The organism is Pseudonocardia kongjuensis (genome assembly GCF_039526905.1).
Lineage (GTDB): Bacteria > Actinomycetota > Actinomycetes > Mycobacteriales > Pseudonocardiaceae > Pseudonocardia > Pseudonocardia kongjuensis.
On the sequence record NZ_BAAAJK010000007.1, the window covers coordinates 164,005 to 188,330 of the forward strand.

At 75.2% G+C, this 24,326-nt stretch carries 22 protein-coding genes; 12 read left to right on the plus strand and 10 right to left on the minus strand.

Annotated elements, in window-relative coordinates; translation table 11 throughout:
• Positions 1 to 280: 280 nt before the first annotated feature.
• Positions 281 to 577, plus strand: coding sequence for a hypothetical protein (locus ABD160_RS11055; RefSeq protein WP_344021181.1), 297 nt, complete (start codon positions 281 to 283; stop codon positions 575 to 577).
• A gap of 22 nt (positions 578 to 599) precedes the next feature.
• Here the strand turns inward: ABD160_RS11055 and ABD160_RS11060 are convergent, their stop codons facing one another.
• Entirely contained in the window at positions 600 to 1,340 is a 741-nt protein-coding gene (locus tag ABD160_RS11060; protein ID WP_344021184.1) for an SDR family oxidoreductase, read from the minus strand.
• Between the two features lie 148 nt (positions 1,341 to 1,488).
• Here ABD160_RS11060 and ABD160_RS11065 point away from each other — a divergent pair, with 148 nt between their 5' ends.
• From ABD160_RS11065 to ABD160_RS11080, 4 genes are all read left to right on the plus strand, one after another.
• On the plus strand, positions 1,489 to 2,337 hold the full coding sequence (locus tag ABD160_RS11065) for a HalD/BesD family halogenase (RefSeq protein ID WP_344021186.1): 849 nt from the start codon (positions 1,489 to 1,491) through the stop codon (positions 2,335 to 2,337).
• A 4-nt stretch (positions 2,338 to 2,341) separates the two neighbouring features.
• Positions 2,342 to 4,138, plus strand: a complete 1,797-nt coding sequence (locus tag ABD160_RS11070) for a choline/carnitine O-acyltransferase (protein ID WP_344021188.1) — start codon at positions 2,342 to 2,344, stop codon at positions 4,136 to 4,138.
• Between the two features lie 40 nt (positions 4,139 to 4,178).
• The gene (locus ABD160_RS11075; protein WP_344021190.1) at positions 4,179 to 5,153 is read left to right on the plus strand and encodes an NAD-dependent epimerase/dehydratase family protein; all 975 of its coding nucleotides are present in this window, start codon (positions 4,179 to 4,181) and stop codon (positions 5,151 to 5,153) included.
• Between the two features lie 200 nt (positions 5,154 to 5,353).
• A complete protein-coding gene (locus tag ABD160_RS11080) occupies positions 5,354 to 6,676 on the plus strand; it encodes a chromosomal replication initiator protein DnaA (RefSeq protein ID WP_344021192.1) in 1,323 nt (440 codons plus the stop codon).
• 43 nt (positions 6,677 to 6,719) lie between these two features.
• Here ABD160_RS11080 and ABD160_RS11085 read toward each other — a convergent pair whose 3' ends face one another.
• Entirely contained in the window at positions 6,720 to 7,610 is an 891-nt protein-coding gene (locus tag ABD160_RS11085) for an alpha/beta fold hydrolase (protein WP_344021194.1), read from the minus strand.
• 79 nt (positions 7,611 to 7,689) lie between these two features.
• Between ABD160_RS11085 and ABD160_RS11090 the strand changes: the two genes are divergently transcribed.
• On the plus strand, positions 7,690 to 8,298 hold the full coding sequence (locus ABD160_RS11090) for a VldE C-terminal domain-containing protein (RefSeq protein WP_344021196.1): 609 nt from the start codon (positions 7,690 to 7,692) through the stop codon (positions 8,296 to 8,298).
• A gap of 10 nt (positions 8,299 to 8,308) precedes the next feature.
• On the opposite strand, the gene ABD160_RS11095 is transcribed toward ABD160_RS11090, so the two are convergent.
• The 3 genes from ABD160_RS11095 to ABD160_RS11105 all read right to left on the minus strand — a co-directional run bounded on the left by ABD160_RS11095 (position 8,309) and on the right by ABD160_RS11105 (position 10,603).
• Positions 8,309 to 8,803: a VOC family protein gene (locus ABD160_RS11095; protein ID WP_344021198.1), complete on the minus strand. Its 495-nt coding sequence runs from the start codon at positions 8,801 to 8,803 to the stop codon at positions 8,309 to 8,311.
• Between the two features lie 67 nt (positions 8,804 to 8,870).
• Positions 8,871 to 9,485, minus strand: coding sequence for an FMN reductase (locus tag ABD160_RS11100; RefSeq protein ID WP_344021200.1), 615 nt, complete (start codon positions 9,483 to 9,485; stop codon positions 8,871 to 8,873).
• Positions 9,485 to 10,603: an LLM class flavin-dependent oxidoreductase gene (locus ABD160_RS11105; protein ID WP_344021202.1), complete on the minus strand. Its 1,119-nt coding sequence runs from the start codon at positions 10,601 to 10,603 to the stop codon at positions 9,485 to 9,487. Before ABD160_RS11105 ends, ABD160_RS11100 begins: the two co-directional genes overlap by 1 nt.
• A gap of 84 nt (positions 10,604 to 10,687) precedes the next feature.
• On the opposite strand from ABD160_RS11105, the gene ABD160_RS11110 reads away from it, so the two are divergent.
• Positions 10,688 to 11,146 (plus strand): MarR family winged helix-turn-helix transcriptional regulator, encoded by a 459-nt coding sequence (locus ABD160_RS11110; protein ID WP_344021204.1) that lies wholly within the window; start codon positions 10,688 to 10,690, stop codon positions 11,144 to 11,146.
• A 1,630-nt stretch (positions 11,147 to 12,776) separates the two neighbouring features.
• Here ABD160_RS11110 and ABD160_RS11115 read toward each other — a convergent pair.
• A complete protein-coding gene (locus ABD160_RS11115) occupies positions 12,777 to 13,511 on the minus strand; it encodes an iron-sulfur cluster assembly protein (RefSeq protein ID WP_344021206.1) in 735 nt (244 codons plus the stop codon).
• A 125-nt stretch (positions 13,512 to 13,636) separates the two neighbouring features.
• Positions 13,637 to 14,653, minus strand: a complete 1,017-nt coding sequence (locus tag ABD160_RS11120; RefSeq protein WP_344021208.1) for an amidohydrolase family protein — start codon at positions 14,651 to 14,653, stop codon at positions 13,637 to 13,639.
• Positions 14,654 to 14,841: 188 nt separating this feature from the next.
• On the opposite strand from ABD160_RS11120, the gene ABD160_RS11125 reads away from it, so the two are divergent.
• Positions 14,842 to 16,245, plus strand: a complete 1,404-nt coding sequence (locus ABD160_RS11125; protein WP_344021210.1) for an AAA-type ATPase lid domain-containing protein — start codon at positions 14,842 to 14,844, stop codon at positions 16,243 to 16,245.
• A gap of 3 nt (positions 16,246 to 16,248) precedes the next feature.
• Here the strand turns inward: ABD160_RS11125 and ABD160_RS11130 are convergent, their stop codons facing one another.
• The gene (locus tag ABD160_RS11130) at positions 16,249 to 16,392 is read right to left on the minus strand and encodes a hypothetical protein (protein ID WP_344021212.1); all 144 of its coding nucleotides are present in this window, start codon (positions 16,390 to 16,392) and stop codon (positions 16,249 to 16,251) included.
• Positions 16,393 to 16,753: 361 nt separating this feature from the next.
• Here ABD160_RS11130 and ABD160_RS11135 point away from each other — a divergent pair, with 361 nt between their 5' ends.
• Both ABD160_RS11135 and ABD160_RS11140 read left to right on the plus strand, forming a co-directional pair.
• Positions 16,754 to 17,374, plus strand: coding sequence for a DedA family protein (locus ABD160_RS11135; protein ID WP_344021214.1), 621 nt, complete (start codon positions 16,754 to 16,756; stop codon positions 17,372 to 17,374).
• A gap of 276 nt (positions 17,375 to 17,650) precedes the next feature.
• Entirely contained in the window at positions 17,651 to 18,607 is a 957-nt protein-coding gene (locus ABD160_RS11140) for a LysR family transcriptional regulator (RefSeq protein WP_344021216.1), read from the plus strand.
• Between the two features lie 9 nt (positions 18,608 to 18,616).
• Here the strand turns inward: ABD160_RS11140 and ABD160_RS11145 are convergent, their stop codons facing one another.
• Together ABD160_RS11145 and ABD160_RS11150 are read right to left on the minus strand one after the other, a co-directional pair.
• Entirely contained in the window at positions 18,617 to 20,353 is a 1,737-nt protein-coding gene (locus ABD160_RS11145) for an AMP-binding protein (RefSeq protein WP_344021218.1), read from the minus strand.
• Positions 20,350 to 21,711, minus strand: coding sequence for an MFS transporter (locus ABD160_RS11150; protein WP_344021220.1), 1,362 nt, complete (start codon positions 21,709 to 21,711; stop codon positions 20,350 to 20,352). The genes ABD160_RS11145 and ABD160_RS11150 overlap by 4 nt, the downstream gene beginning before the upstream one ends.
• 217 nt (positions 21,712 to 21,928) lie before the next feature.
• Between ABD160_RS11150 and ABD160_RS11155 the strand changes: the two genes are divergently transcribed.
• Together ABD160_RS11155 and ABD160_RS11160 are read left to right on the plus strand one after the other, a co-directional pair.
• A complete protein-coding gene (locus tag ABD160_RS11155; protein ID WP_344021222.1) occupies positions 21,929 to 22,831 on the plus strand; it encodes a LuxR C-terminal-related transcriptional regulator in 903 nt (300 codons plus the stop codon).
• Between the two features lie 80 nt (positions 22,832 to 22,911).
• A complete protein-coding gene (locus ABD160_RS11160) occupies positions 22,912 to 24,306 on the plus strand; it encodes an amidase (RefSeq protein WP_344021224.1) in 1,395 nt (464 codons plus the stop codon).
• Positions 24,307 to 24,326: the final 20 nt, after the last annotated feature.

The following is a 24,326-nucleotide window of genomic DNA, read 5'->3' on the forward strand; positions in this document are numbered from 1 at the left end:
TTGTGACTGCACGCACATCAGGCAACCGGGCGGACGAATCGGACGTCGTCCCAGCAAGCGGCCGGGTTCCGGGGGTCGCCGGGGCCCGTCGCCGCACGGTCCGGAGGGTGTGCAGAATCGGTCGTCGTGTCGCTCGCCACGCTCCGCGACGAGCCGGCCCGCCGTTCGGCCGTTCGTGCGGATGCACTTGCATCTGCACGGGGCCGGGGTGACGATGGATGCTCCGCCGCACACCAACCGGAGGAGAGCCGTGTCGGTACCGCCCGCAGGTGCGCGTCAGGTGCCGTCGCCGACCCTCCCGGTCGAGCCGTCCGTACCGGCTCCGGAGCAGAACGTGGCGGTCACCTGCGCCCGTGACGGGTACAGCCACGTCGTCCCGCACGCGGTGCTCGCCGACTCGCTGGCCTCCGGGACCGGGCACTGCACCGCGATGTGCGGGCACGTCGTGCTCCCCGCCTCGCTGGCCGCGCCACCCGGCGACAGCTGCCTGCTCTGCGCCGAGACCACCGGGATCGGGCGCCGCGCCCCGCGCCGGCGTTCGTGGGCCTCCCTGGCGCGCTCGGCGCGCACCCCCTGACCCGTCCGCTCCCCCCGGCGACCTACCGGCCGCCGGCGACGTCGAGCACCGTGCCGGTCACGTAGCTCGCCTCGTCGGAGAGCAGCCAGGCCACCGCGGCCGCCACCTCGTCCGGACGCCCGGCGCGGCCCATCGGGATGGACGGCGCCATCCGGGCCGCCCGCCCGGGCTCGCCGGCCCTGGCGTGGAAGTCGGTGTCGAGCAGCCCCGGGCGGACCGCGGCCACCCGGATGCCGTCCGCGGCGACCTCCTTCGCCAGGCCCACCACCAGCGCCTCGACGCCCGCCTTGGCCGCGGCGTAGTCGTTCCACTCGCCGGGCGAGCCGAGCACCGCGGCCCGCGACGTCACGTGCACCAGCACGCCACCGGCACCGCCGTGCCGCGGCGACAGCGCGCGCACCGCCGCCCGCGAGCAGATCAGCGCGGCCCGCAGGTTGAGCGCGAGCACCCCGTCGATCCGCTCGTCGCTCATGTCCTCCAGCCGCTGCCGGGACGGCGCACCGCCGGCGTTCACCACCACCCCGCTGAGCGGGGCCGGCATGTCCGCCGCGAACTCGAACAGCTGCTCGACGCCCGCGGTGCCGGTCACGTCGGCGGCGACCGCGCGGGCCTGCACGCCCATCGCCCGGCAGTCGGCGACGACCCGCCCGGCCTCGCCGGGCGACGACCGGTGCGCCACGACGACGTCCCGCCCGCGGGCGGCCAGCAGCCGGGCGGTGGCCGCGCCGACCCCACGGGAGGCACCGGTGACGAGAACGGTCATGCCCGCAGTGTGCCCCGGCCGGTGGGCGGGATCACCGACCCTGATCGTCCGGTCACTCCCCGTGGACAGTGCGCGCCGAGAGCGGTTCTGATGGGACCCGACCATCGACAGGCGGCGCCGGTGCCGCCGGGCGCGAAGGAGCTGATCGGTGCTTCCGAGTCTGGAACCGGTCGATCTGACCCGCTACCCGCTGCACGAGCCGGGCTCACCGCGCTGGGCGGCCGCCGTGCGGGCGGCGCGGGAGGCCCTGGACTCCGACGGCTGCGCGGTGCTGCCCGGCTTCGTGCGGGCGTCCTACCAGGACCGGCTGCGCGCCGAGGGTGAGCGGATCGCCCCGCTGGCCCACCACGAGAGCCGGGTCGTCAACGTCTACAACACCGAGCCGGACCCGGCGCTGCCCGCCGACCATCCCGCCCGGGTGCCGCTGCAGCGGGGCAACGCGTTCGTCGCCCGGGACCGGATCCCGGCCACCGGGCTGATCCACCGGCTCTATCCCGATCCGGCGTTCCGCGCGTTCCTCGCCGCCTGCGTCGACGTGCCGGAGCTGCACGAGCTCGCCGACCCGCTGGCCGGGCTGTGCCTCAACGTCGTCGCCGACGGCCGGTCGCACCCGTGGCACTTCGACACCAACGAGATCGCGATCAGCCTGCTCACCCGCGCGCCGGAGCAGGGCGGGATCTTCGAGTACGTCCCGGGCATCCGGTCCGCCGACGCGGAGAACACCGCCGAGGTCGCCGCCGTGCTGGCCGGCGAGGGCGGCGACCGGGTGCGCAGGCTCCGGCTGCGCCCCGGTGACCTGCAGCTGTTCCGCGGCCGGTACTCGCTGCACCGGGTCACCCAGGTGCGCGGCGCGACCGCCCGGCACACCGCGATCTTCTCCTACAGCGGACGCCCCGGGGTGGTCGGCAGCGCCGAACGCACCCGGCAGCTGTTCGGCCGGGTACTGCCCGCGCACGGGGGGCCACGTTCCGTCCGGGTCGACGGGCTGATGGACTGATCGCGTGACGGAGCAGACACCCTCGACCTTCGCGGCCGACGACGACCTCCCGAAGGTTCCGCTGCCCACCCTGTCCGCGTCGGTGGACCGCTTCCTGGAGTGGTGCGCGCCGCTGCTCACCCCCGACGAGTACGCCCGCACCGCCGACGCCGCGGCCGAGCTGCTCGTCCCCGGCGGCACCGCGTCGGTGCTGCAGGCCGACCTGGAGCGGTTCGACGCCTCGGCGCACAGCTGGCTCGACGAGTTCTGGCCGTCGCGCTACCTCGGCCGCCGGGACCGGATCGCGCTGAACGCGAACTTCTTCTTCCTGTTCGGGCCGGGCACCGCCGACCAGTGCCTGCGCGCCGCCGAGCTGGCGACCGCCGCGATCGGGCACAAGGTGGACCTCGACGCGGGCACGTTCCCGCCGCCCGCCGGCCGGGGCGGCCCGCAGTCGATGGACCAGAGCAGGCACATCTTCTCCACCACCCGGATCCCGGGCGACCCGCAGGACACCGTCCGCACCCCCTACAGCGACGCGTGGCCGGGCCCGTCCACCGAGTCCCACGTGGTGGTGCTGTCCCGGGGCCGGATCCACCGGCTCGACGTGTTCGGCCCGGACGGCGCGCTGCACACCGTCGACGAGATCGCCGGCGCACTGCGCGCGATCCGCTCCGCGCACGCCGCGCGCGCCGGGCTCGACGAGGCGGTCGGCTCGCTCACCACCCTCGCCCGGGCCGAGTGGGCGGCCGTGCGGGACCGGCTGACCGGGCTCGCCCCGTCGAACGCCGACGCCGTCGATCTCGTCGAACGGGCGCTGTTCGCGATCTGCCTGGACGACGACGTCCCGGCCGACGAGAGCGCGGCCGCCCGGACGCTGTTGGCCGGGGACTCCGGGAACCGCTGGTTCGACAAGGCGCTGTCGATCGTGGTGCTGCCCGACGGGACCGCCGGGGTGAACATCGAGCACTGCGAGCTGGACGGCACGACCGTGCTCACCCTGGTCGACGCGATGTTCGCGGACAGCGTCGCGACGCACGCCGAGCGGGCCGGGGCCCGCCCGCAGGGCTCCCCGGCCGTCACCGAGCTGGAGTTCGTGCTCGACGACGACCTGCGCGGCACCGTCCGGCGGGCGCACGAGGGGTTCGCGGCGTTCCTCGACGCCACCGCGACCACCCTGGTCGCCGTCGACGACTTCGGCGCCGACACCGCCAAGGCGCTGGGCGTCTCCCCGGACGCCTTCGTGCAGGCCGCCTACCAGGTCGCCCACCGGCGCGCGAAGGGCGTCACCGGCGCCACCTACGAGTCGATCGCGACCCGGCAGTTCCGGCGCGGGCGGACCGAGGCGATGCGCGTGGTCACCCCCGAGATGGTGGCCTTCGTCGACCTGATGCAGGACCCGCAGGCCTCCGCCGACGACCGGCGCACCGCGCTGCGGGCCGCCGCGGACGCGCACGTCGCCCGCGCCCGGCAGTGCCAGCAGGGCGACGCGCCCGAGCAGCACCTGTGGGAGCTGGAGTGGATCCAGCGCCGCCGCGGCGCCGGGCTCGGCGCCACCGGGCCGCTCGCTGTGTTCTCCTCGCCGGGCTGGACGATCATGCGCGACGACTGGCTGTCGACCAGCTCCGCGCCGTCGCGCAACGTGCGGTACTTCGGCTTCGGGTCGACCAGCTCGCGCTGCATCGGCGTCGCCTACGTGCTGCTGCCGGACCGGTTCCACCTGCACCTGTCCACCCCCGCCGACCAGGCCGAGCCGATGGCGGCGTTCGCGCGCGAGCTGCGGGTGGTGATCGGCGAGCTGGTGGCACTGCTGGAGCGGTAAACCGCTGGCCGCCGGACGAGCGCCGTGCTGGGCTCCGCCGATGGAGAGATTCCTCGTCACCGGCAGCTCGGGGCACCTCGGTGAGGCGCTGGTCCGCACGCTGCGCGCCGACGGCGTCGGCGTCACCGGGCTGGACCGGTCGCCGTCGCCCTGGACCGACGTCGTCGCCCCGCTGGCCGACCGGGCCGCGCTGGCCGGCGCCCTGGCCGGCGTCACGCACGTCCTGCACACCGCGACGCTGCACAAGCCGCACGTCGGGTCGCACACCCGGCAGGAGTTCGTCGACAGCAACGTCTCGGGCACCCTCGCGGTGCTGGAGGAGGCCGCGTCCGCCGGGGTGCGCGGCGTCGTGTTCACCTCGTCGACCAGCGCGTTCGGCCGGGCGCTGAGCCCTGCCCCCGGCGGGCCGGCGACCTGGATCGACGAGAGCGTCGTGCCGCGGGTGCGCAACGTCTACGGCGCCACCAAGACCGCCGCCGAGGAGCTGTGCGAGCTCGCGTCGCTGGACCCGGGCCTGCCGGTGGTGGTGCTGCGGACCTCGCGGTTCTTCCCGGAGGCCGACGACCGCGACGAGATCCGGGCGCGGTTCGACGACGCCGCGGTCAAGCTGGTCGAGTTCTGCCACCGCCGGGTCGACGTCGCCGACGTGGTGTCCGCGCACCTGGCGGCGGCGCGCCGGGCGCCGGAGCTCGGGTTCGCCCGGTACGTGATCAGCGCGCCCACCCCGTTCACCCGCGACGACCTCGCCGGGCTCGGCCGGGACGCGCCCGCGGTGCTCGCCCGCCGGGCGCCGGAGGTGGCCGCGCTGCTGCGCGAGCGGGGCTGGGCGGTGCCGGCGGTGGACCGCGTCTACTCCTCGGCGCGCGCCGTCGCCGAGCTGGGCTGGCGGCCGCGGTGGGACGCCGCGACGATCACCGCGCGGCTGCGCTCCGGGGCCGGGCCGGGCAGCCCGCTCGCCGCGACGGTCGGCGCGAAGGGATACCACGCAGAGCCGACCGGCGTGTACACACCGTGAGATCAGCTCACCGGACCAGGTGACTGTAGGACGCAAGGGCTAACGCCGCGGGTGCGTGCGGCGGTATGGGTGACACAGCAGCATCCACTCCCTCAGCACCGACCCCTCAGCACCGACCCCTCTGCACCGACCCCTCTGTACCGACCCACTCAGCACCGCCCCACAGCGCTTGCCCCTCAGCACCGAGCCCGGAGGTCCGCATGACCGGCCCGCACCAGCCCCGGCCCCACCCCGCCGACGGGACCGCCGGTGCACGGCCGTCCCCGCAGCCCCGGCACGGCCGCTCCGAGCACGACTTCCCGGAGGACTCCTACCAGGGCGACCAGCACGGCGGCGGCTATCCGGACCTGCGGGCCGCCCGGCCCACCGAACGCCCGGTCCCCTCCGCCGAGGGCCCCGACGACCTGTACGGCGAGCGCCCCGCCGGGCCGGGCGGCTACGGCGACCCGGGTGGTTCCGGCGACCCGGGCAGCTACGGCGATCCGGGCAGCTCCCGCGACCACGGCGGCTACAGCGACCCGGGCAGCTCCCGCGACCACGGCGGCTACAGCGACCCGGGCGGTTACGGCGCCCCCGGCGGCCACAGCGACCCGGGCAGCTCCCGCGACCACGGCGGCTACAGCGAGCCGGGCGGTTACGGCGCCCCCGGCGGCCACGGCGACCCGGGCAGCTCCGGCGAGCACGGCGGTTACGGCGACTACGGCGATCCCGGCGACCCGGGCAGGCACGGCCGTCCCACCCCTCGCGGGCAGGCCGACCGGGACCACCGTGGCTATGGCGGTGAGGTGCCCGAGCCGGAGCCCGGTGCGGCCGGCCGGCCGGGCTACCTCGAACCGTCCCCGGCGGCCGCCACCCGCCGGCCCACCCACGGCGCCGGGCCGTCGCGCGGCGCCGGCTCCCGCCCCGGCTACGGCGAGTACGGCGATCCGGCGTCGCGCGGCGGGACCGCGATCGACGGCGGCCCGCCCTACGCCGCCCCGGCGACCGCGGCGGCCGCACCCGCCGGAGCGGGCTCAGGCTCGGAATCGGGAGCGGGCTCGGGACCGCGGACGGCGGTGGCCGAGCGGGCCGACTCCGACCTGGCGACCGGGCCGACCGCGGCCGTGCCGGCACAGCGCGGGGCGCCCGCCGGCCAGGTCCCGGGCGCGGCCTCAGCCACTGCCCCGGCCACCGCGTCGAACCCGGCCCCGGCTCCGGCCACAACCGCCGGGAACCGGCCGGCCACCGTCGCCGAGGCCGCCGCCGCCCGGTTCGGCAACCAGGGCGGCGCGCCGTCCAGCGGATCCGCGCCGGCCCCGGCCGCCGCCCAGGCATCCGCTCCGGCCGATGCACCGGCGGCTGCACCGGCGTTCGTTCCGCGGCGGGACCCGGCCGCACTCACCGTGCTCCGGGTGATCACCTACGTGCTGGTGTCGCTGTCCTGCCTGATCTTCCTGGCCGGTGCGGTGTACGGCGTCGTCGCCTGGCTGGAGCTGCGCGAGGCGCTCAGCACCTCGCCGCTGTTCGGCGGGATCGGCGGCTGATCCGGGCGCCCGGCCGGACACCCGGCCGGGCCCACAACCGGGCTCACAGCCGGGCCAGCACCTCGCGCAACCGTGCGTCGAACGCGGCGGGGTCCTCCATGAACCCGATGTGCCCGCCCGGGAAACGCTCGGGCGTCACACCCAGCCGGTCCGCCAGCGCGCGCGAGGTCAGGTCGCAGAGCTGGTCGTCGGAGTCCGCGCCGATCCCGACGGCCACCCGGCGGCCGCGCAGGGCGTCGAGATCGGGCACCCACCGCACGGTCTCGCGCATCTCGTGCAGGAAGAAGTGCCGCTCGTCGGCCGCCTGGCGTTCCTGGTCCGGATCCGGGCCGTCGGCCCCGGGCAGGCCGGTCGCGGCGGTCTCGCCCGGGCCGTCCCCCGGCCCCTCGGTGGGGTCCGCCGCCGGCGGCCCGACCGGCAGGTTCGCCGCCTCCATGAACAGCGCCCAGGCCGCACCGGCGCCCTGCTCCCGGTAGCGCCGCACCATCTCGTCGGTGGTGGCCCGCCGGGCGGCCGCGTCGGGCAGCAGCTCCTGCAACGGCGGCTCGTGCGCGACGACGGCGTGCACCAGCTCGGGCCGCGCCTGCAACAGTGCGAGCGAGACGACCGCACCGCCGCTCGACCCGAACAGCGTCGCCGGCCCCTGGCCCAGGTGCTCGACCAGCGCCGCGAGGTCCGCCGCGCGCAGCGGCACCGGGGAGTCGGCGTCGACGTCGTCGACCGGGCTGCGGCCGGTGCCGCGCGGGTCGAACGTGACGACGGTGTGATCGGGCGCGAGCAGCGCGGCCGTCGCGGCGAACCCGTCCGCCCCCATCGGGGACCCGACGAGCACCAGCAGCGGGCCGGTCCCGCGGACGTCGAAGTGGATACGGGCCCCGGCGACGTCCAGCACGGCGTCGGTGAGGGTTCCTGCGGTTTCTGCGGTGCCGGTCACGGGGTACCTCCGGTCGATTCGGCCTGCACGGGTTCCGACCGGCGGCGGACCCGGAACTCATCGCCGTACGCTGGAGATCGTGCCGAGAACGGTGGGCCGACCGATCGCCAGCCGCATCACCGCGATCCTGGGCGTCCTGCTGGCGCTATTGCTGCTCGGCGGGGCGCTCGTGTGGTTCGCCGAGCGCCGCGGCCTGACCACCGACGACCTGTGGGAGATCGTCGACCCGCCCCCGCCGGAGCAGTGCACCGAGGACGATCCCACCTCGGCGGGCTGCCTCACGCCGAGCACGCTGCGCCTGCACGACGCGGCGGTGGCCCGGTTCGGCGAGCCCGGACCGGACGCGCCGGTCCGGTCACTGACCTGCTGGTCCGAGCACGCCTGGAACCCGTCCAGCGACCATCCCCAGGGGCGGGCCTGCGACTTCTTCCCGGCCGGCTACGGCGAGTTCCCCGCCGGGACCGACCTGGAGCAGGGCTGGGCGGTGGCGGACTGGCTGCGGGAGAACTCGTCCGAGCTGCGGGTGCGGTACGTGATCTGGCAGGGCCGGATCTGGTACCGCGGCGCGGGAGACGCCGGGGAGGGCCGGGCGGGCTGGGGCCGTCCCTACGACGGCGGCGGCATCTACGACCCCGACGACGCGACCGGCGGGCACTTCGATCACGTGCACGTCAGCGTCCGGCCCTGACCGGCGACGGTCAGAGGACCTGCTCGCCGTACATCTCGCCGAGCGGGTCGGCGATCAGCTCGACCCGGGCGCCGTCGGGATCGCGGAAGTACACCGACACCCCGGAGTGCACCTCGTGCTCGACACCGGCCTCGGTCAGGCGCGCGACGAGCGCGTCCCACCGCTCCGGCTCGACGCTGATCGCGATGTGGTGCAGCCCGCCGAGCACCTCGGCGTACGGGCCGACGTCGAGCCCGGGGAAGTCGAAGAACGCGAGCAGGTTCCCGTTGCCGATGTCGAAGAAGAAGTGCGACGAGCCCGGGTAGTCCCGGTTCTCGATCAGCTCGGTCAGCGGGAAGCCGAGCACGTCCTGGTAGAACCGGACGGTCCGCTCGACGTCCGAGCTGACCAGGGCCGTGTGGTGCAGGCCGCGGGCGGTCGAGGCCGGTCGCTCCCCGGCGGGCCTCAGGTGGGTCCGGCGGATCCGGTCGCGTTCGGCGTCGAGGGTCGGGACGTCGGTGCTCATGGTGCTCAATCCCTTCGGTGCTGCCGTGGAAGATCGGTGCTGCTGGAAGATCAGTGCTGCCGGGCGATCAGTGCTGCTGGGCGATCAGTGCTGTGAAGTCCGCGACGTCGTCGAAGGCGTCGGTCCGTGTGGCCCGCGGCCGGTGCGCGACGACGTCGGCCAGCTCGCCGGCGGCCCGCTCGATCCGGTCCTCCAGGGTGCTCGACGAGTCGGTGGCACCCCAGTCCTCGGGGGCGGCGAACACGGCGGTCGGGACGACGACGGCGTGCAGGTGCGCGAACAGCGGGCGCATCGCGTGCTCCAGGGCCAGCGAGTGCCGCGCCGTCCCGCCGGTGGCGGCGACGAGCACCGGGGTGCCGGTCAGCGCCTCCCGGTCGAGGACGTCGACGAACGTCTTGAACAGGCCGCTGTAGGACGCCGCGAAGATCGGGGTCACCGCGATCACGGCGTCGGCCAGCGCGACCGAGTCCAGGACCGGCGACAACGACGCGTTCGGGAACCCGGTGAGCAGGTGGTCGGCCAGGTCGTGGGCGTGCTCGCGCAGCTCCACGGTCTCGATCTCGACCTGCTCCCCCCGATCCCGCAGCGCCGCCGAGGCGGCCGCGGACAGCCGGTCGGCGAGCAGCCGGGTCGACGACGGCGTCGACAGCCCGGCGCTCACCAAGACGATCCTGCGTGTCATCAGGCGGCCTCCGTCCCCTTCTCACCGTCGGTCTTCTCCGTGTCGGCGGTCGTCGCCGCGACCAGCGTGGCGTGTGTCGGCGCGTCCGGCACGCCGGGCGCGCGCAGCGCCGCGAACTCCTTGCGCAGCACCGGGACGACCTGCTCGCCGAGGATGTCCAGCTGCTCAAGCACGGTCTTGAGCGGCAGCCCGGCGTGGTCGATCAGGAACAGCTGACGCTGGTAGTCACCGACGTAGTCACGGAACCCGAGGGTCCGGTCGATGACCTGCTGCGGGCTGCCGACGGTCAGCGGGGTCTCCCGGCTGAAGTCCTCCAGCGAGGGACCGTGCCCGTAGACCGGCGCGTTGTCGAAGTACGGCCGGAACTCGCGCACCGCGTCCTGCGAGTTGGCCCGCATGAACACCTGGCCGCCGAGCCCGACGATCGCCTTCTCCGCCGGTCCGTGGCCGTGGTGCTCCCAGCGCTTGCGGTAGAACTCGACCATCCGCCGGGTGTGCGACGCCGGCCAGAAGATGTGGTTGTGGAAGAAGCCGTCGCCGTAGTAGGCAGCCTGCTCGGCGATCTCCGGGCTGCGGATCGAGCCGTGCCAGACGAACGGCGGGACGCCGTCGAGCGGGCGCGGGGTCGAGGTGAAGCCCTGCAGCGGGGTGCGGAAGCGGCCCTCCCAGTCCACCACCTCGTCGTCCCAGAGCTTGCGCAGCAGCGCGTAGTTCTCGACGGCGAGGTTCATCCCCTGCCGGATGTCCTGGCCGAACCACGGGTACACCGGGCCGGTGTTGCCGCGGCCGAGGGTGAGGTCGATCCGGCCGCCGGACAGGTGCTGCAGCATCGCGTAGTCCTCGGCGATCTTCACCGGGTCGTTCGTGGTGATCAGCGTGGTCGCGGTGGACAGCTGCAGCCGCTCGGTCAGCGCCGCGATGTAGCCCAGCGTCGTCGTCGGCGAGGACGAGAAGAACGGCGGGTTGTGGTGCTCGCCGAGCGCGAACACGTCCAGCCCGACCTCCTCCGCCTTGCGCGCGATGGCGACGACGTCGGAGATCCGCTGCGCTTCGGTCGGCGTCCGGCCCGTCGTCGGGTCGGTCGTGATGTCGCTGACCGAGAAGATTCCGAACTGCACGACTACCTCCGAGATTGTTGACCTGTCATCTACATTCTGTCCGAACGTAGGTGACGCGTCAACTATTCCGGTAGTCTGGGACGCGTGACACGGTGGCTGGACGAGCGCGAGCAGACGACGTGGCGGGGTTACCTGCGGATGCAGGCGAGACTGCAGGCGGAGCTGCACCGCAGGCTGCAGGCCGAGTCGGGCCTGTCGATCGCGGACTTCGACGTGCTCGTGGCGCTCACCGACCGGCCGGACGAGCGGGTGCGCGTGCTGGAGCTCGCGACGTCGCTGGAGTGGGAGAAGAGCAGGCTGTCGCACCACCTGGCCCGGATGCAGCGGCGCGGGCTGATCACCCGCGAGGAGTGCGACGACGACGGCCGCGGCAACTTCGTCGTCCTGACCGACCAGGGGCGGACCGCCATCGAGCGGGCCGCCCCCGGACACGTGGAGTCGGTCCGGGAGCTGGTCTTCGACACCCTCACCGACGACGACGTGGACGCGCTCGCCCGGATCACCGGCGCCGTCGGGGCGCGGTTGGACCGGGCGCGGCACTGACCCCGCCGCAGCGCCGCGCCCGCGTCCGGGGCCTGGTCCGGGGCCGGGTCCGGGTCCGGGTCGGCCGGAACCACGTCGGCCCGTGACCAGGTCGGTCGGGGCCGAGTCGCTCGAGGCCGGGTCCGGGGCCGGGTGGCTCGCAGCCGGGACCGGGCCGGGTAGCTCACAGCCGGGACCGGGCCGGGTAGCTCACAGCCGGGACCGGGCCGGGTAGCTCACAGCCGGGACCGGGCCGGGTAGCTCACAGCCGGGACCGGGCCGGGTAGCTCACAGCCGGGACCGGGCCGGGTGGCTCGCGGCCGGGTCCGGGGTCGGGTGGCCGGCCGCGTTCCGCGGAACGCCCCTGGGTCCCCTGCACCGGGCGGATCGCGTTCCGCGGAACGCGATCGCGGCCTGCCCGGCCGGTGCGGTGGGCGTTGGGCGGGCCGCGTCCTGCGCGTGCGCATCACCGCTCCCACCGCCCCGGCCGCGTTCCGCGGAACGCACCGCGGCTCTCGCCCACCGGCTGGATCGCGCTCCACCGGACGCACGGCGCGACTCGCCCGCTCGGCCCGGACCGCACCACCGGCCTCACCCGCCGTGCCCCATCGCGTTCCGCGGAACGCACCCACGGCACGATCCCTGCCGGCCGGGCCGGGTCCGCGGAAGCCGATCGGGCCACACCCGGCGGCCGGACCACGTTCCGCGGAACGCGCCGGGAGCCTCGTCCGCCGGCCTGGTCGCACTCCATGGGAGGCGCCGGGAGCCGGGGCCTTCTGCGTTCCGCGGAACGCAGTTCCGGACTGCCTGCCGGCCGGACCGCGGCCCCGCCGAACGCGCCACGCGGCTCGCCGCTTCGGCCGGCCACGCCCCGCGGAATACACGCACCACCGGAACCTTCTGCCGGCCGGACCGCGTTCCGCGGAACGCGCCCACGGGTCTCACCCGGCCCGATCGCGTTCCGCGGAACGCGACGGCGCCGCCCACCGCGGCCCCGCGGAACGCATCAGCGGGCTCCCCCACTGGCCTGACCGCGTTCCGCGGAACGCGTCGAGGCTGCCCCCGGCTCCGGCCGGACGCGCTCCATGGGAACGCTCCGAGGTCTCGCCCCACCATGCTCCGCGGAACGCACCACCGGACTCCCCGGCCGGCCCGGACCACGGCCCGCAGAACACACGTCACGAATCGCGCCCCGATCGACCCGACCGCGTTCCGCGGAACGCAGGCCCGTCCGGCCTCCCCAGCCGGCCCGACCGCGTTCCGCGGAACGCGTCGCCGCATGCGAGACGTGGCCGAGACGGTGCGAGACGGCCCGGAGCTGGACGGGCCGGAGCGGGGCGACGGCGACGGCGACGGCGAACAAGCCACCCGCCGTCACCGCCCGCCGCTGCTCACCACCTGCCCCGGCCCTCCGTCCGCGCCGGCTGTCCGTCCGGCTCACCCCCCGACCGGCTCACCGCCGGCCGTCCGATTTACCACCCGCCTGATGCTCCGCTGACCGCCCGATACCGCTGCCCGACCAGCTCACCGCCGCCCGGCCGACGCACCGCTGCCCGACCAGCTCACCGTCCGCCTGATGCACCGCTGACCGCCCGATGCCGCTGCCGCTCAATGCACCGCTGCCGGTCCGATGCACCGCTGCCGGCGCGGCTCACCGCTGCCCGGCGTCCCCGACGGTGCTCCCGGGGTAGCGGGTGCGGAGCAGCCCGCGACAGAAGTGCGCGTTGCCCTCGATCGAGATGCGCTGCGACCGGGCCATCCGCAGCTTCAGCGGAACCTGCTCGGCCGGGTACGGGACTCCGTCGTGCCCGACCAGCACCGGCTCGCCGTCACCGGTGCCGAGCCCGATCGCGGCCCGCCGCCTGCGCAACGCGTCGGTGCCGGGACCGGCGGGCAGGTCGCCGAGCGTCACCCCGTGCAGCGACTCCGGGGTGCGGTCCGGGTCGGCGCGCAGCAACGCGGTCAGCGCGCGCTCCATCGCCGCGGCGTGCGCCTTGCGCCGGAACGTCTCCCGCAGGCCGTCGAGGTCGGAGTCGGCCTCGTGCCGGAAGGTGCCGCGGTATCCGGCGTCGGCGGCCAGGCCGGCGTTGATCAGGTCCGAGTCGTGATGGTCGTCCAGTTCGACGACGATCTCACCGGTCCAGTCGAGCGCGGTCAGGACGTCCTTCGCGTCGGACGCCATCAGATAGGCGAAGTTCGGGGCGCAGAAGGCGGTGGGCAGCCGCAGGTGGACCTCGACCCGGTCGCCGTCCACCTCGATCGACCGGACGAACTCCAGGTCGGTGATCGGCTCGTCCAGCTCCGGATCGACGACGGCGTCCAGCGCACGACGGGCCGCCGCGACCCGGCAGCCGGGCCCGCCCACCGCCGTGGCCGCGGCGGTCACGGCAGCGCCGGAACCACCCCGAACACCGGCGGGGCCAGCGGGAACGCCGGCGGCGCCATCCGGAACACCGACGAGGCCAGCGGGAACGCCGGCTGGGCCACCGGCGGCGTCGAGCACCGGCGTGTTCACGAGGCCACCGCCACTTCCTCCGGGGTCTCGTCGCGCAGCTGCAGCTGCTCCGGCACCTCGATGTCGTACATCGTCGCGGCGTTCAGGCCGAGGATCTTCTTCTTCTGCGCGGTGGTCAGCGGCGCGTACTCGGCCAGCTCCTCGGGGATCTGGAAGTCGACGAACCGCTCGACCAGCCAGCGCGGCGTCCAGATCGCGTAGTCGCTGGAGAACTGGATGCGGTCCTCGCCGATCCAGTACAGGAGCTCGCCGAGGATCTGGGCGAAGTACTTGGGCCGGGTGTGGATGAACGGCATCGCGACCGCCAGCCCGGCGTGCACGTTCGGCTCCTGGGTGGCGATCCAGCAGAAGTCCTCGAGCCGCGGCAACCCGCAGTGCTCGACGACGAAGTTCAGCTCGGTGAAGTCGGTCGCCACCTTGTCGACGTCGGCCACGTCGAACGCGTCCCGGTCCAGCGGCCGGATGGTCGGCCCCTTGTGCACGTGGATGTTGCGGATCCCCAGCTCCTGGGCGGCCTCCAGGTACCGGTAGGACCAGAGGTCGTCGAGCTTCCAGCCGCGGGAGTCGCCGTGCCACTCGGCGGTGTAGAGCTTGACGCCCTTGAGGCCGAACCGCTTCGCGTCCTCGCGCAGCCGGCGCAGACCCTCCTCCCCGTTGCGCGGGTCCCAGTTGTGGTTGTAGGTGAGCCGGTCCGGGTTGGCCCGGGCGAGCGCGAACGCCTCCTCGGTCTGGCCGAAGCCGTTGACGTAGAACTCGCCGAGCTGGGCCGGCTGGAAGATCGCGTGGTCGACGTGGCCGTCGATGAACAGGTCCTTCATCAGCCGGTCGCCGCCCTGGTAGAGGTAGTCCTCGTAGGGCCAGACCTCGGACTCCGGGCTGAGGTTGCGGTGGTAGTCGTAGAAGCAGTCGATGAACTGCCTGCCGTGGATGTTGCGCTGGTTCTCCGGTCGCGCGTCCCACAGCGCCACGTGCGCGTCCACGATGAAGTAGGACTCACCGTTCGTCGAGTACATCGTCGTCCTCCCGGTCGCGGCGAGGTGGTGGACACCCCGCGACTGCGCGGGCCGGTGCAGGTCCCGCGTCGGAGCCCGACGGTAGGAACGCCGGACACCCGGATGGCGCCCCCGGCGTCTCAACCTGAGACGAGACGGCCGCGCCGGGGCGTGCACCGTGGAGACACCGGCCGGGTGGGAGGTGCGTGATGGGGCAGCCGCCGGCGCCGGCGCGGATCTCGGCGTCCTGGATGCGCAGCGAGACCTACGGCGCGCCGACCGAGGCGGTCAGCCCGGCCTTCACCGGCACCGTCGACGACGGGTCGCTGTTCGCCCGCTGCGGCAGCGAGGTGCTCGCCGGGCTGCACGAGGCGTTGCCGGGCGAGCCGATCAGCCTGATGCTCACCGACGCCGAGGGCGTCGTGGTGTCCCGGCTGTGCGACGAGCGCGCCCTGCTCGACGCGCTCGACGACACCTACCTGGCCCCCGGGTTCGCGTTCGGCGAGCGGGAGGTGGGCACGACCGGGCTCGGACTCGCGCTGGCCGACCGGGTGCCGTCGCTGGTCCGCGGCGACGAGCACTACTGCGCCGGGCTGTGGGGCTACACCTGCGCCGCCGCGCCGGTGCTCGACCCGGTCGACCAGAACCTGCTCGGCAGCATCAACCTCACCACCTGGTCGCAGCGCTCGTCCGGCCTGCTGCTCGCGCTCGCGCGGACCGCGGCCGGGCAGACCTCGGCGCTGATGCTGGCGCACGGGCGGGGCGCGGCGTCCCGCCCGGCGCCGCGCGGCGAGGTGTTCCGGATCGCCCCGCAGGCGCCCGCGCTCGCCGCGGACGGGCTGTCCGCCGGCTGGCGGCAGGCGCTCGACGAGGTCGCCGCGGCGCTGCGCGACGGCGCCCGGGTCGGGATCGTCGGCGAGCCCGGCGCCGGGAAGTCGGCGCTGCTGGCGGCGGCGCTGCGCGCGGCCCGGCCACGGCACCGGGTGCTGCACGCCCGCCCGCCGGCCGCCGCGGACGCCGTCGACTGGCTGTCGCTGTGGGCGCCGGAACTGGGCAAGCCGGACACCGCGGTGATCGCCGGGCGGGTGCACGAGCTGCCCGCCCCGGTCGCGACCCGGCTGGCCGGCCTGGTCCGCGCGCTCCCGCCGACAGCCCTGAGCATGACCGCCGGCTCGGCCGACGCGGTGCCCGAGGCGCTGGGCCGGCTGCTCGACGTCGTCGTCGAGGTCCCCGCGCTGCGGCACCGGTCGGCGGACGTGCTGCCGCTGGCCCGGCACTTCGCGCGGCCCGGGACGACCTTCACCGACGACGCCGTCCGCGCCCTGCGCGGCCATCCGTGGCCGGGCAACGTCGAGCAGCTGCGCCGGGTCGTCCGGGACGCCTGCGCCCGCAGCACCGTCGTCGACCTGCGGCACCTGCCCGCCGAGCTGCTCACCGGCCGGTCCGCCGCGCTCACCCGGATCGAGGCGCTGGAACGCGACGAGCTGGTGCGCTGCCTCAACGGGCACGGGATGAGCGTGACCCGGGCCGCCGAGGAGCTGGGGATCTCCCGGGCCACCGCCTACCGGCGGGTGCAGCGCTACGGCATCACGCTCCCCGACCGGGCCCGCTGACGCTCACAGCCTGCGCACGCAGGAACCCACCCACACGCCGCCGAGCAGCACGACGATCCCGCCGGTCACCAGCGCCCCGACCACGAGCAGGGACACCCCGCCGGCGAGCACCAGGGCGGCGACGAGGAGCTGGATCCACAGCAGCACCGCCCCAGGATTGCACCGCGCACGATCCCTCGCACGATCCCGCGCAGCACGGCGCACCATCGCGCGCACAGCGCGGCGTACACCCACAGGGACACCACCGGGGTGCCGCGAACCGCGTCCGGTGCCATCATCGGTGCAGCGGGCAACGGCGCTCGCAGGGCCGCCCGGGTGACGACGTCCGACCGATCGGACGCACTGTCCACACCCGTTCGGCCGTTCCTGCGGCGGCCGGGGGAACCTGCACCCTCCCCGGACGTCACAGGTGGTGACGGACGGCGTCCGGCCCCGGTGCCCGGGGCGGCGTCCGGACGCACCGGGGGACAGGGCACCATTTCCGGGTGGTACCTGATCGGAGGCTTGCGTGATCGGACTGTCGGACACCGTGGCCGCGTTGCTGGCCGCGATCCCGGCTGCGCCGATCCGGTCGCTCCTCGTGATCGGTCTCGGGGCCTTCCTGGAGGGCCCGATCGTCACCGTCGCCGCGGCCGCACTGGCCGGCGCCGGTCAGCTGCCCTGGTGGGGGGTGTGGCTGGCCGCGGTGGTCGCCGACGTCGTCGGCGACACCCTGCTCTACGCGCTCGGCAGGCACGGCGACCGGCCGGCCGTCGCCCGGGTGCTGGTCCGGCTCGGCCTGTCCGACGCCCGCCGCGAGGCCCTGACCCGCGAGGTGCACACCCACCTGCCCCGGATCGTCGTCGGGGCGAAGCTCGTCGACATCGGGGCGATCCCCGCCTACCTCGCGGCCGGTCTGGCGAACGTCGGCTACCAGCGCTTCCTGTCCTGGATCATCCCGGCGACCGCGGTCCGGGCGGCCGTGCTCGTCGGCGTCGGCTACGCGGCGGGCGACCGGCTCGCCGCGGACCTGGAGAGCCGGCCGTGGCTGCTGGTCGTCGCCGGGATCGCGGTCGGTGTGGCGCTGGTCGTCGGCAGGCTGGCGATCGTGCGGGCCACCGCGGGCCGCCGCCGGGCGCACGCCCGCTGACCGGCGCCGGCGTGGGACGCGCCGGGCGGCGCGGGCCCGGCGGTCCGGACATCCCGCCCAGCTGACGGGAACGCGTTGACAGGCACCGCCGGGCCCGGGTGGGCTGGGCGGTGGTCCGGACCGGAGGGGAGGCGGGTGCGCGTGCGTACCGACGTCGTCCGCCCCGTGTGGTCCGTGCGCAGGCACGTCGACCACTGCCGGGTCTGCGCCGACCTGTGTCGCTGAACCCGATCGCCCCGCCGCCGATCCGGTCCGACCCGCCCCTGGAGCCCTCCCGTGCTCGACGTACGCCGCCTGGCGATCCTCCGTGCCATCCGTGACCACGGGTCGCTGTCCGCGGCGGCCCGGTCGCTCTACCTCTCGACCTCCGCCGTCTCCCAGCACATGAACGCCCTGGAACGCGAGGCCGGGCTGCCGCTGCTGCTGCGCGCGCCCGGCTCCGGCGGCCGGCTCACCGCGGCCGGGGAGATCCTGGCGGTGCACGCCGAGGCGCTGCTCTCCCGGCTGGCGGAGGCCGGCGCGGAGATGGCCGCGCTCGCCGCGCAGCGCGCCGGGCGGCTGCGGGTCACCGCGTTCGCCGGGCCGGCCGACACGCTGCTGCCCGCCGCGCTGGACCGGCTCCGCGCCGGGTTCCCCCGGGTGGACGTCGACGTCCGGGTGACCGGAGCGGACGACGCCGTCGCCCGGCTGCGCGCCGACGAGACCGACCTGGCGCTGCTCACCGGGGTGCCCGGTGCGGGCGGCGGCGAGGACGGCGTCGTCAGCACCCCGGTGTACGCCGAGCGGTTCGTGCTGCTGGTGCCCGACCGGCACCGGTGGCGGCACCGGCCTGCCGTCCGGCTGGACGAGCTGGCCGGGGAGCGGTGGATCCTGGGCGCGCCGTCCGGCCCGACGCCCGAGGAGCGGATCGTCCGCCGGGCCTGCCGGGAGGCCGGGTTCGTGCCCGCGGTGGCGCACCGGGCGGACGCCCCGGACACGGTCCGTGAGCTCGTCGCGGCCGGGACCGGGATCGCGCTCGTCCCGGAGCTGACGACCGGTGACCGGGCGGCCCGCGGAGCCGGCGCGGTCGCCGTCGTCCCGGTCGCCGGCCGGGCGCCGGTCCGGGACGTGCTCGTCGCGACCGCCCGCGGGGTCCGGAACCGGCCCCCGGCCGTCGAGGGGCTGCTGCGCGCGCTGCGCGAGGCGGCCGCGGCGCACGCCCTGGACCGGACGCTCACCGCGGCCGCCGGCTGACCGGCCGGATCACCCCCGCAGCTCGGGGAACGCGTCGTCGCGCCACTCGAGCGCGGCGGCCGCCTCCGGCTGGTCGGTCTCCCGCCGGCGCAGCTCCACCCGGCGGATCTTCCCGGAGATCGTCTTCGGCAGCTCGGTGAACTCCAGCCGCCGCACCCGCAGGTAGGGGGCCAGGTTCGCGCGGGCGTGCGCGAGGATCGCCAGCGCCGTGTCCCGGGTCGGCTCCCAGCCGGGCGCCAGCGCGACGTACGCCTTGGGCACGGCCAGCCGGACCGGATCGGGCTGCGGCACCACGGCCGCCTCCAGCACCGCCGGGTGCTCGACGAGCACGCTCTCCAGCTCGAACGGCGAGACCTTGTAGTCGGACGCCTTGAAGACGTCGTCGGTGCGCCCGACGTAGAACAGGTAGCCGTCGGCGTCCCGGGTCGCGGTGTCCCCGGTGTGGTAGAAGCCGCCGGCCATCGCCTCCGCGTTCCGCTCGGGGGAGTCCAGGTAACCGGTCATCAGGCTGAGCGGGCGGCGGGCCAGGTCGATGCAGATCTCGCCCTCGGTGTCCGAGACCTCGCCGGTGGCCTCGTCGACGAGCACCACCGGGACGCCGGGCAGCGGGCGGCCCATCGAGCCGGGCTTGACCACCGAACCGGGGGTGTTGCCGACCGACGCGGTGGTCTCGGTCTGCCCGAACCCGTCGCGCAGGGTGAGCCCCCAGTGCCGCTGCACCTGGTCGATGATCTCCGGGTTCAGCGGCTCGCCCGCCGCGATGACCTCGCGCAGCGATCCGGGCCCGCCGGACAGGTCGGCCTTGATCAGCATCCGCCACACCGTCGGCGGAGCGCAGAACGTGCTGACCCGCCGGCTGCGCAGCGTCTCCAGCAGCGCCGCGGCGTCGAACCGGGTGTAGTTGTAGAGGAAGATCGTCGCCCCGGCGATCCACGGCGCGAAGAAGCAGCTCCAGGCGTGCTTCGCCCAGCCCGGCGAGCTGATGTTGAGGTGCACGTCGCCGGGGGTGAGCCCGAGCCAGTACATGGTGCTCAGGTGACCCACCGGGTACGACGCCTGGGTGTGCTCGACGAGCTTCGGCCGGCTGGTGGTGCCGGAGGTGAAGTACAGGAGCAGCCGGTCGTCGGCGGTGGTGCCGGGATGCTCGAGCGGTGCCTCGGCGTCCGCGGCGGGCACGGTGTCGGCGGGGGTGTCGGCGGCGGTGTAGTCCAGCCAGCCCGGCGCCGATCCGCCGACGGCGACCAGCACCCGGCCGTCGTGCAGGCCGTCGAACTTGTCCGCGCAGGACGCGTCGGCGATCACGAACCGGGCCGCGCCGCGCTCGAGCCGGTCCGGCAGGTCGGGCGCGCCGAGCGCCGTCGTGGTCGGCATGACGACCGCGCCGAGCTTCATCACGGCGAGCATCGACTCCCACAGCTCGACCCGGTTGCCGAGCATGACCAGCACGCTGTCGCCGCGGGAGACGCCGAGCGAGGCGAGCCACCGGGCGACCCGGTTGGAGCGGCGGCGCAGCTCGTCGAAGGTCCAGGAGCCCTCGGTGCCGTCCTCCTCGACGATCTGCAGGGCGGGCCGGTGGTCGCCGTCGGCGATCACGTCGAACCAGTCGTGCGCCCACTGGAACGGGCCGGACAGCTCGGGCCAGCGGAAGTCGGCGACCGCCTTCTCGTGCTCGCCGTGCAGCGCGACGAGCCGGTCCCGGGCGTCCCGGAGGATCTCGTGGTTGGTGCTCGGGTGGCTGGTGCTCATGCGTGCGCCTCCGCGTTCTCGGTCTCGTGCTCCAGGGCCCGGTTCCGGGTCTCGTGCAGGAACGAGACGCTGACCAGCGAGATCACCGCGGTGATCGAGAGCATCACGCCGATCGCGATGCTGCCGAACGACGCGGCGAGGCCGGGCGCGAGCAGCGGCGGGATCGCGCCGCCGAGGACCCCGGCCAGGTTGTAGCCGAGCCCGGCGCCGGTGTAGCGGTGCTCGGCCGCGAACAGCTCCGGCAGGTACGACCCGGCCGGCCCGTAGGACACCGAGAAGATCACCAGGGTGACCGAGAGGCCGATCCCGAACGCCAGCGGCGTGCCGATGTCCAGCACCGGGAACAGCGCGAGCGCCCAGACGATGCCGGCGATGCAGGAGACCCGGATGACGTTGCGGCGCCCGAACCGGTCGGACAGGATCCCGGAGATCACGATCCCGGCGCCGAAGACCACCGACGCGCCGATGCCCAGGCCGAGCACGACCGGGCGGGGCAGCGCGGCGCCGTCCGGGTCGGTGCCGTAGGCGGTCAGGTACGCGGTGCCCATGTAGAAGAAGGCGAACAGCATGGTCAGCGCGCCGGCCGACAGCAGCACCTCGCGCGGCTGGGCGCGGACGGCCTCCAGGAACGGCAGCCGCTTCGACCGGTCCAGGGTGGCCGCCTCGGCCTTGGCCCGGACCTGGGCGTCCTTGAACGCGGGGGTCTCCTCGATCGAGAGCCGGACCCACAGGCCGACGCCGATCAGGGCGATCGAGAGGATGAACGGGATCCGCCAGCCGTAGGTCAGGAACGCGTCGTCGTCGTCGCCCATGACCAGGCCGGTGACCAGGAAGGTGCCGGACGACAGCGCGAACGCGATCGCCGGGCCGAGCTGCGGGAACACCCCGTACAGCCCGCGCTTCTCCTTCGGCGCGTACTCGGCGGTCAGCAGGGTCGCGCCCGCCCACTCGCCGCCGACGGCGAAGCCCTGGCAGAAGCGCAGGAACACCAGGATCAGCGGGGCGGCGACGCCGATCGTCTCGGCCGAGGGCAGCAGCCCGATCAGCACGGTCGCGATCCCCATCAGCAGCAGGGTCGAGATCAGCGTCCGCTTGCGGCCGATCCGGTCGCCGTAGTGGCCGAAGACGACGGCGCCGACCGGGCGGGCGAAGAAGGCGACGGCGAACGTCGCGAAGGACGCGACGGTGCCCGCGGTGGCGCCGAGCGCCGGGAAGAAGACCGTCGGGAACACCAGCGCGGCGGCGGTGCCGTAGATGAAGAAGTCGTAGAACTCGATCGTCGTCCCGGCACAGCTGGCCGCGGCGACCCGGCGGAGCGGGACCGGTTTCGTCGTCTCCGGAGGGGACGCGTCGGACATGGGCAGGGGCTCCTCGTCGAGCGGGACGGGTGTCGGGCGGATGGGTGGACGAGAGGTTCACCGAGCCGGTGCCGGTGCCGCTACCCACCGAAGTGGGGCTACCCACTTCGGTGGGTAGCCGGCTCGCAGGGCGCTTGACGCCGACCGGGACACATGCGACAACGCACCCGGGACGCGGATGATGAAGCACATCCGCGCGCACCGATGGAGGGCACCCGTGGTCGACGGTGGCACGGCGTGGGACGCGGCCCGGGACGCGCGCAGCGACGCGGCCGGTGGCCCGGCGTGGCATGCGGCGGAGGACGTCGTGGCGCGGACGCTGGAGGCCTCGCTGGCGCGGCGGCTCGGCGAGCTGCACCGCAGCACCGGGCTGCCGGTGGTGTTCGGCGGCGCGACCCGCAGCTGCGCGGCCGGGCAGAAGCTGACGATCACCCGGCTGGCGGGCACCCTGGGCGACTCGCTGCGCCAGCTGGACGTGGTGTCCGGGCGCGGCCTCGGCGGTGCCGCGATGGTGCGCAGGCGGCCGTGCCGGGTGAACGACTACGCCTCGACGGCCGGCATCACCCACGACTACGACCTGCCGGTCGTCGAGTACGAGAAGCTGACCTCGATCCTGGCCTACCCGATCATGGTGGGCGGGGCGGTCCGCGGGATGGTCTACGGGGCGGTCCGCGCGGATCGGCCGATCGGTGACGTCGCCGTCCGCCGGACCGGTGCGATCGCCACCCAGGTCGCCCGGGACGTCACCGCGGCGCTGGAGCCGGTCGCCCCGGCCCCGGGCGGCGGGGCCGGCCCGGACCGCAGCACGGCGCTCGACGAGCTGGCGGCGCTGGCCCGGTCCACCGCCGATCCGGGCCTGCGGGCCAAGCTCGACCAGATCCACCGCGCGCTCACCGGTTCCCGCCCGCCGACGGCCGCCCCGCCGGGGACCCTGCTGGCGCCGCGGGAGGCGGAGGCGCTGCGGCTGGTGGCGGTCGGGGCGAGCAACGCCGAGATCGCCGCGGACATGGGCCTGGCGGTGGACACCGTGAAGACCTACCTGCGCAGCGCGATGCGCAAGCTCGGCGTGCACAACCGCACCAAGGCGGTGCTGGCGGCCCGCTCCGCCGGCCTGCTCTGATCCTCCCTTCGGGTCGGACCCCGGGGCACCGGGCGGGTGCTGCCGCCCGGGAGCGGGTGCAGGGAGCATCATGGGCAGGCATGAGCCGGGTGCACGCGTTCTCCGACGACGCTCTGGGTGACGCCGACGCGGTCGGTCTGGCCGAGCGGCTCCGCCGCCGCGAGGTCTCGGCGGCCGAGCTGCGGACCGCGGTCGCCGGGCGGGCCGCGCTCGTCGAGCCGCAGCTGCACGGCCTGGCGCTGGACCGGATCGCCGATCCGGTGACCGGCGAGCGGGCCGGGCCGCTGGCCGGCGTCCCGACGCTGGTCAAGGACAACACCGACGTCCGCGGCTGGCCGGTCACCAACGGCACCGTCGCCTACGTCCCGGCGCCCGCCCGGGAGCACGCCGAGGTCACCCGGCAGCTGCTGGCGACCGGCCTGGACCTGCTGGGCCTGACCCGGATGCCGGAGTACGGCCTGAACGCCTCCACCGAGTTCGCCGCCGCCGAGCCGACCCGCAACCCGTGGGACCCGCGGTTCTCGGCGGGCGCGTCGTCCGGCGGCGCGGCGGCGCTGGTCGCGGCCGGTGTGGTGCCGGTCGCGCACGCCAACGACGGCGGCGGCTCGATCCGGATCCCGGCCGCGGCCTGCGGGCTGGTCGGGCTGAAGCCGACCCGGGGCAGGCTCGCCCCGAACGCGAACGGCGCCCGGATGCCGATCGACCTGGTCGCCGACGGGATCGTGTCCCGGACGGTGCGCGACACCGCGACCTTCCTGGCCGCCGCGGACCGGTACCGCCGCAACCCGGCGCTGCCGCCGGTCGGCCTGGTCGAGGGCCCGGCCCGCCGGCGGCTGCGGATCGGGCTGGTGCTGGACTCGCCGACCGGCGCGCAGATCGACGCCGAGACCCGGACGGCGGTCACCGAGGTGGCCGAGCTGCTCGGCAAGCAGGGGCACCTGGTCGAGCCCGCGAGCACCGGCATCGGGTCCCGGTTCGTCGACGACTTCCTCGACTACTGGGGGCTGCTCGCGTTCTCGGTGGTCACCGGCGGCCGCTGGCTGCACGGCCGCACGTTCGACCCGGACCGGCTGGACGCGCTCACCCACGGCCTCGCCGACCACTACCGGAAGGCGATGGCCCGCACCCCGGTGTTCCTGCACCGGCTGCGCCGGGTCGCGCAGTCCTACACCGAGCTGTTCACCCGGCACGACGTGCTGCTCTCGCCGGTGCTGGCGCACACCCCGCCGGAGATCGGCTGGCTGAGCCCCGCGGTCGGGTTCGACGAGCTGACCCGGCGGCTGCTCGACTACGTGGCGTTCACCCCGCTGTGCAACGTCGCGGGTGCCCCGGCGATCGCGGTGCCGGCCGGGGCGGCGGGCAACGGGCTGCCGCTGGGGGTGCACCTGTCCACCGCGGCCGGGGACGAGCGCACCCTGCTGGAGCTGGCGTTCGCGCTGGAGTCCGACCGGCCGTGGCCGCGGATCCAGGGCTGAGCAGCGGCGGCCCCGGACCG

Excerpts from the sequence above, each read along its gene's own strand:
- ABD160_RS11125 (WP_344021210.1), top strand. The coding sequence starts at position 14,842 with ATGGGGCAGCCGCCGGCGCCGGCGCGGATCTCGGCGTCCTGGATGCGC.
- ABD160_RS11080 (WP_344021192.1), top strand. The coding sequence starts at position 5,354 with ATGACCGGCCCGCACCAGCCCCGGCCCCACCCCGCCGACGGGACCGCC.
- ABD160_RS11075 (WP_344021190.1), top strand. The coding sequence starts at position 4,179 with ATGGAGAGATTCCTCGTCACCGGCAGCTCGGGGCACCTCGGTGAGGCG.
- ABD160_RS11100 (WP_344021200.1), bottom strand. The coding sequence starts at position 9,485 with ATGACACGCAGGATCGTCTTGGTGAGCGCCGGGCTGTCGACGCCGTCG.
- ABD160_RS11060 (WP_344021184.1), bottom strand. The coding sequence starts at position 1,340 with ATGACCGTTCTCGTCACCGGTGCCTCCCGTGGGGTCGGCGCGGCCACC.
- ABD160_RS11160 (WP_344021224.1), top strand. The coding sequence starts at position 22,912 with ATGAGCCGGGTGCACGCGTTCTCCGACGACGCTCTGGGTGACGCCGAC.
- ABD160_RS11150 (WP_344021220.1), bottom strand. The coding sequence starts at position 21,711 with ATGTCCGACGCGTCCCCTCCGGAGACGACGAAACCGGTCCCGCTCCGC.
- ABD160_RS11095 (WP_344021198.1), bottom strand. The coding sequence starts at position 8,803 with ATGAGCACCGACGTCCCGACCCTCGACGCCGAACGCGACCGGATCCGC.
- ABD160_RS11145 (WP_344021218.1), bottom strand. The coding sequence starts at position 20,353 with ATGAGCACCAGCCACCCGAGCACCAACCACGAGATCCTCCGGGACGCC.
- ABD160_RS11120 (WP_344021208.1), bottom strand. The coding sequence starts at position 14,653 with ATGTACTCGACGAACGGTGAGTCCTACTTCATCGTGGACGCGCACGTG.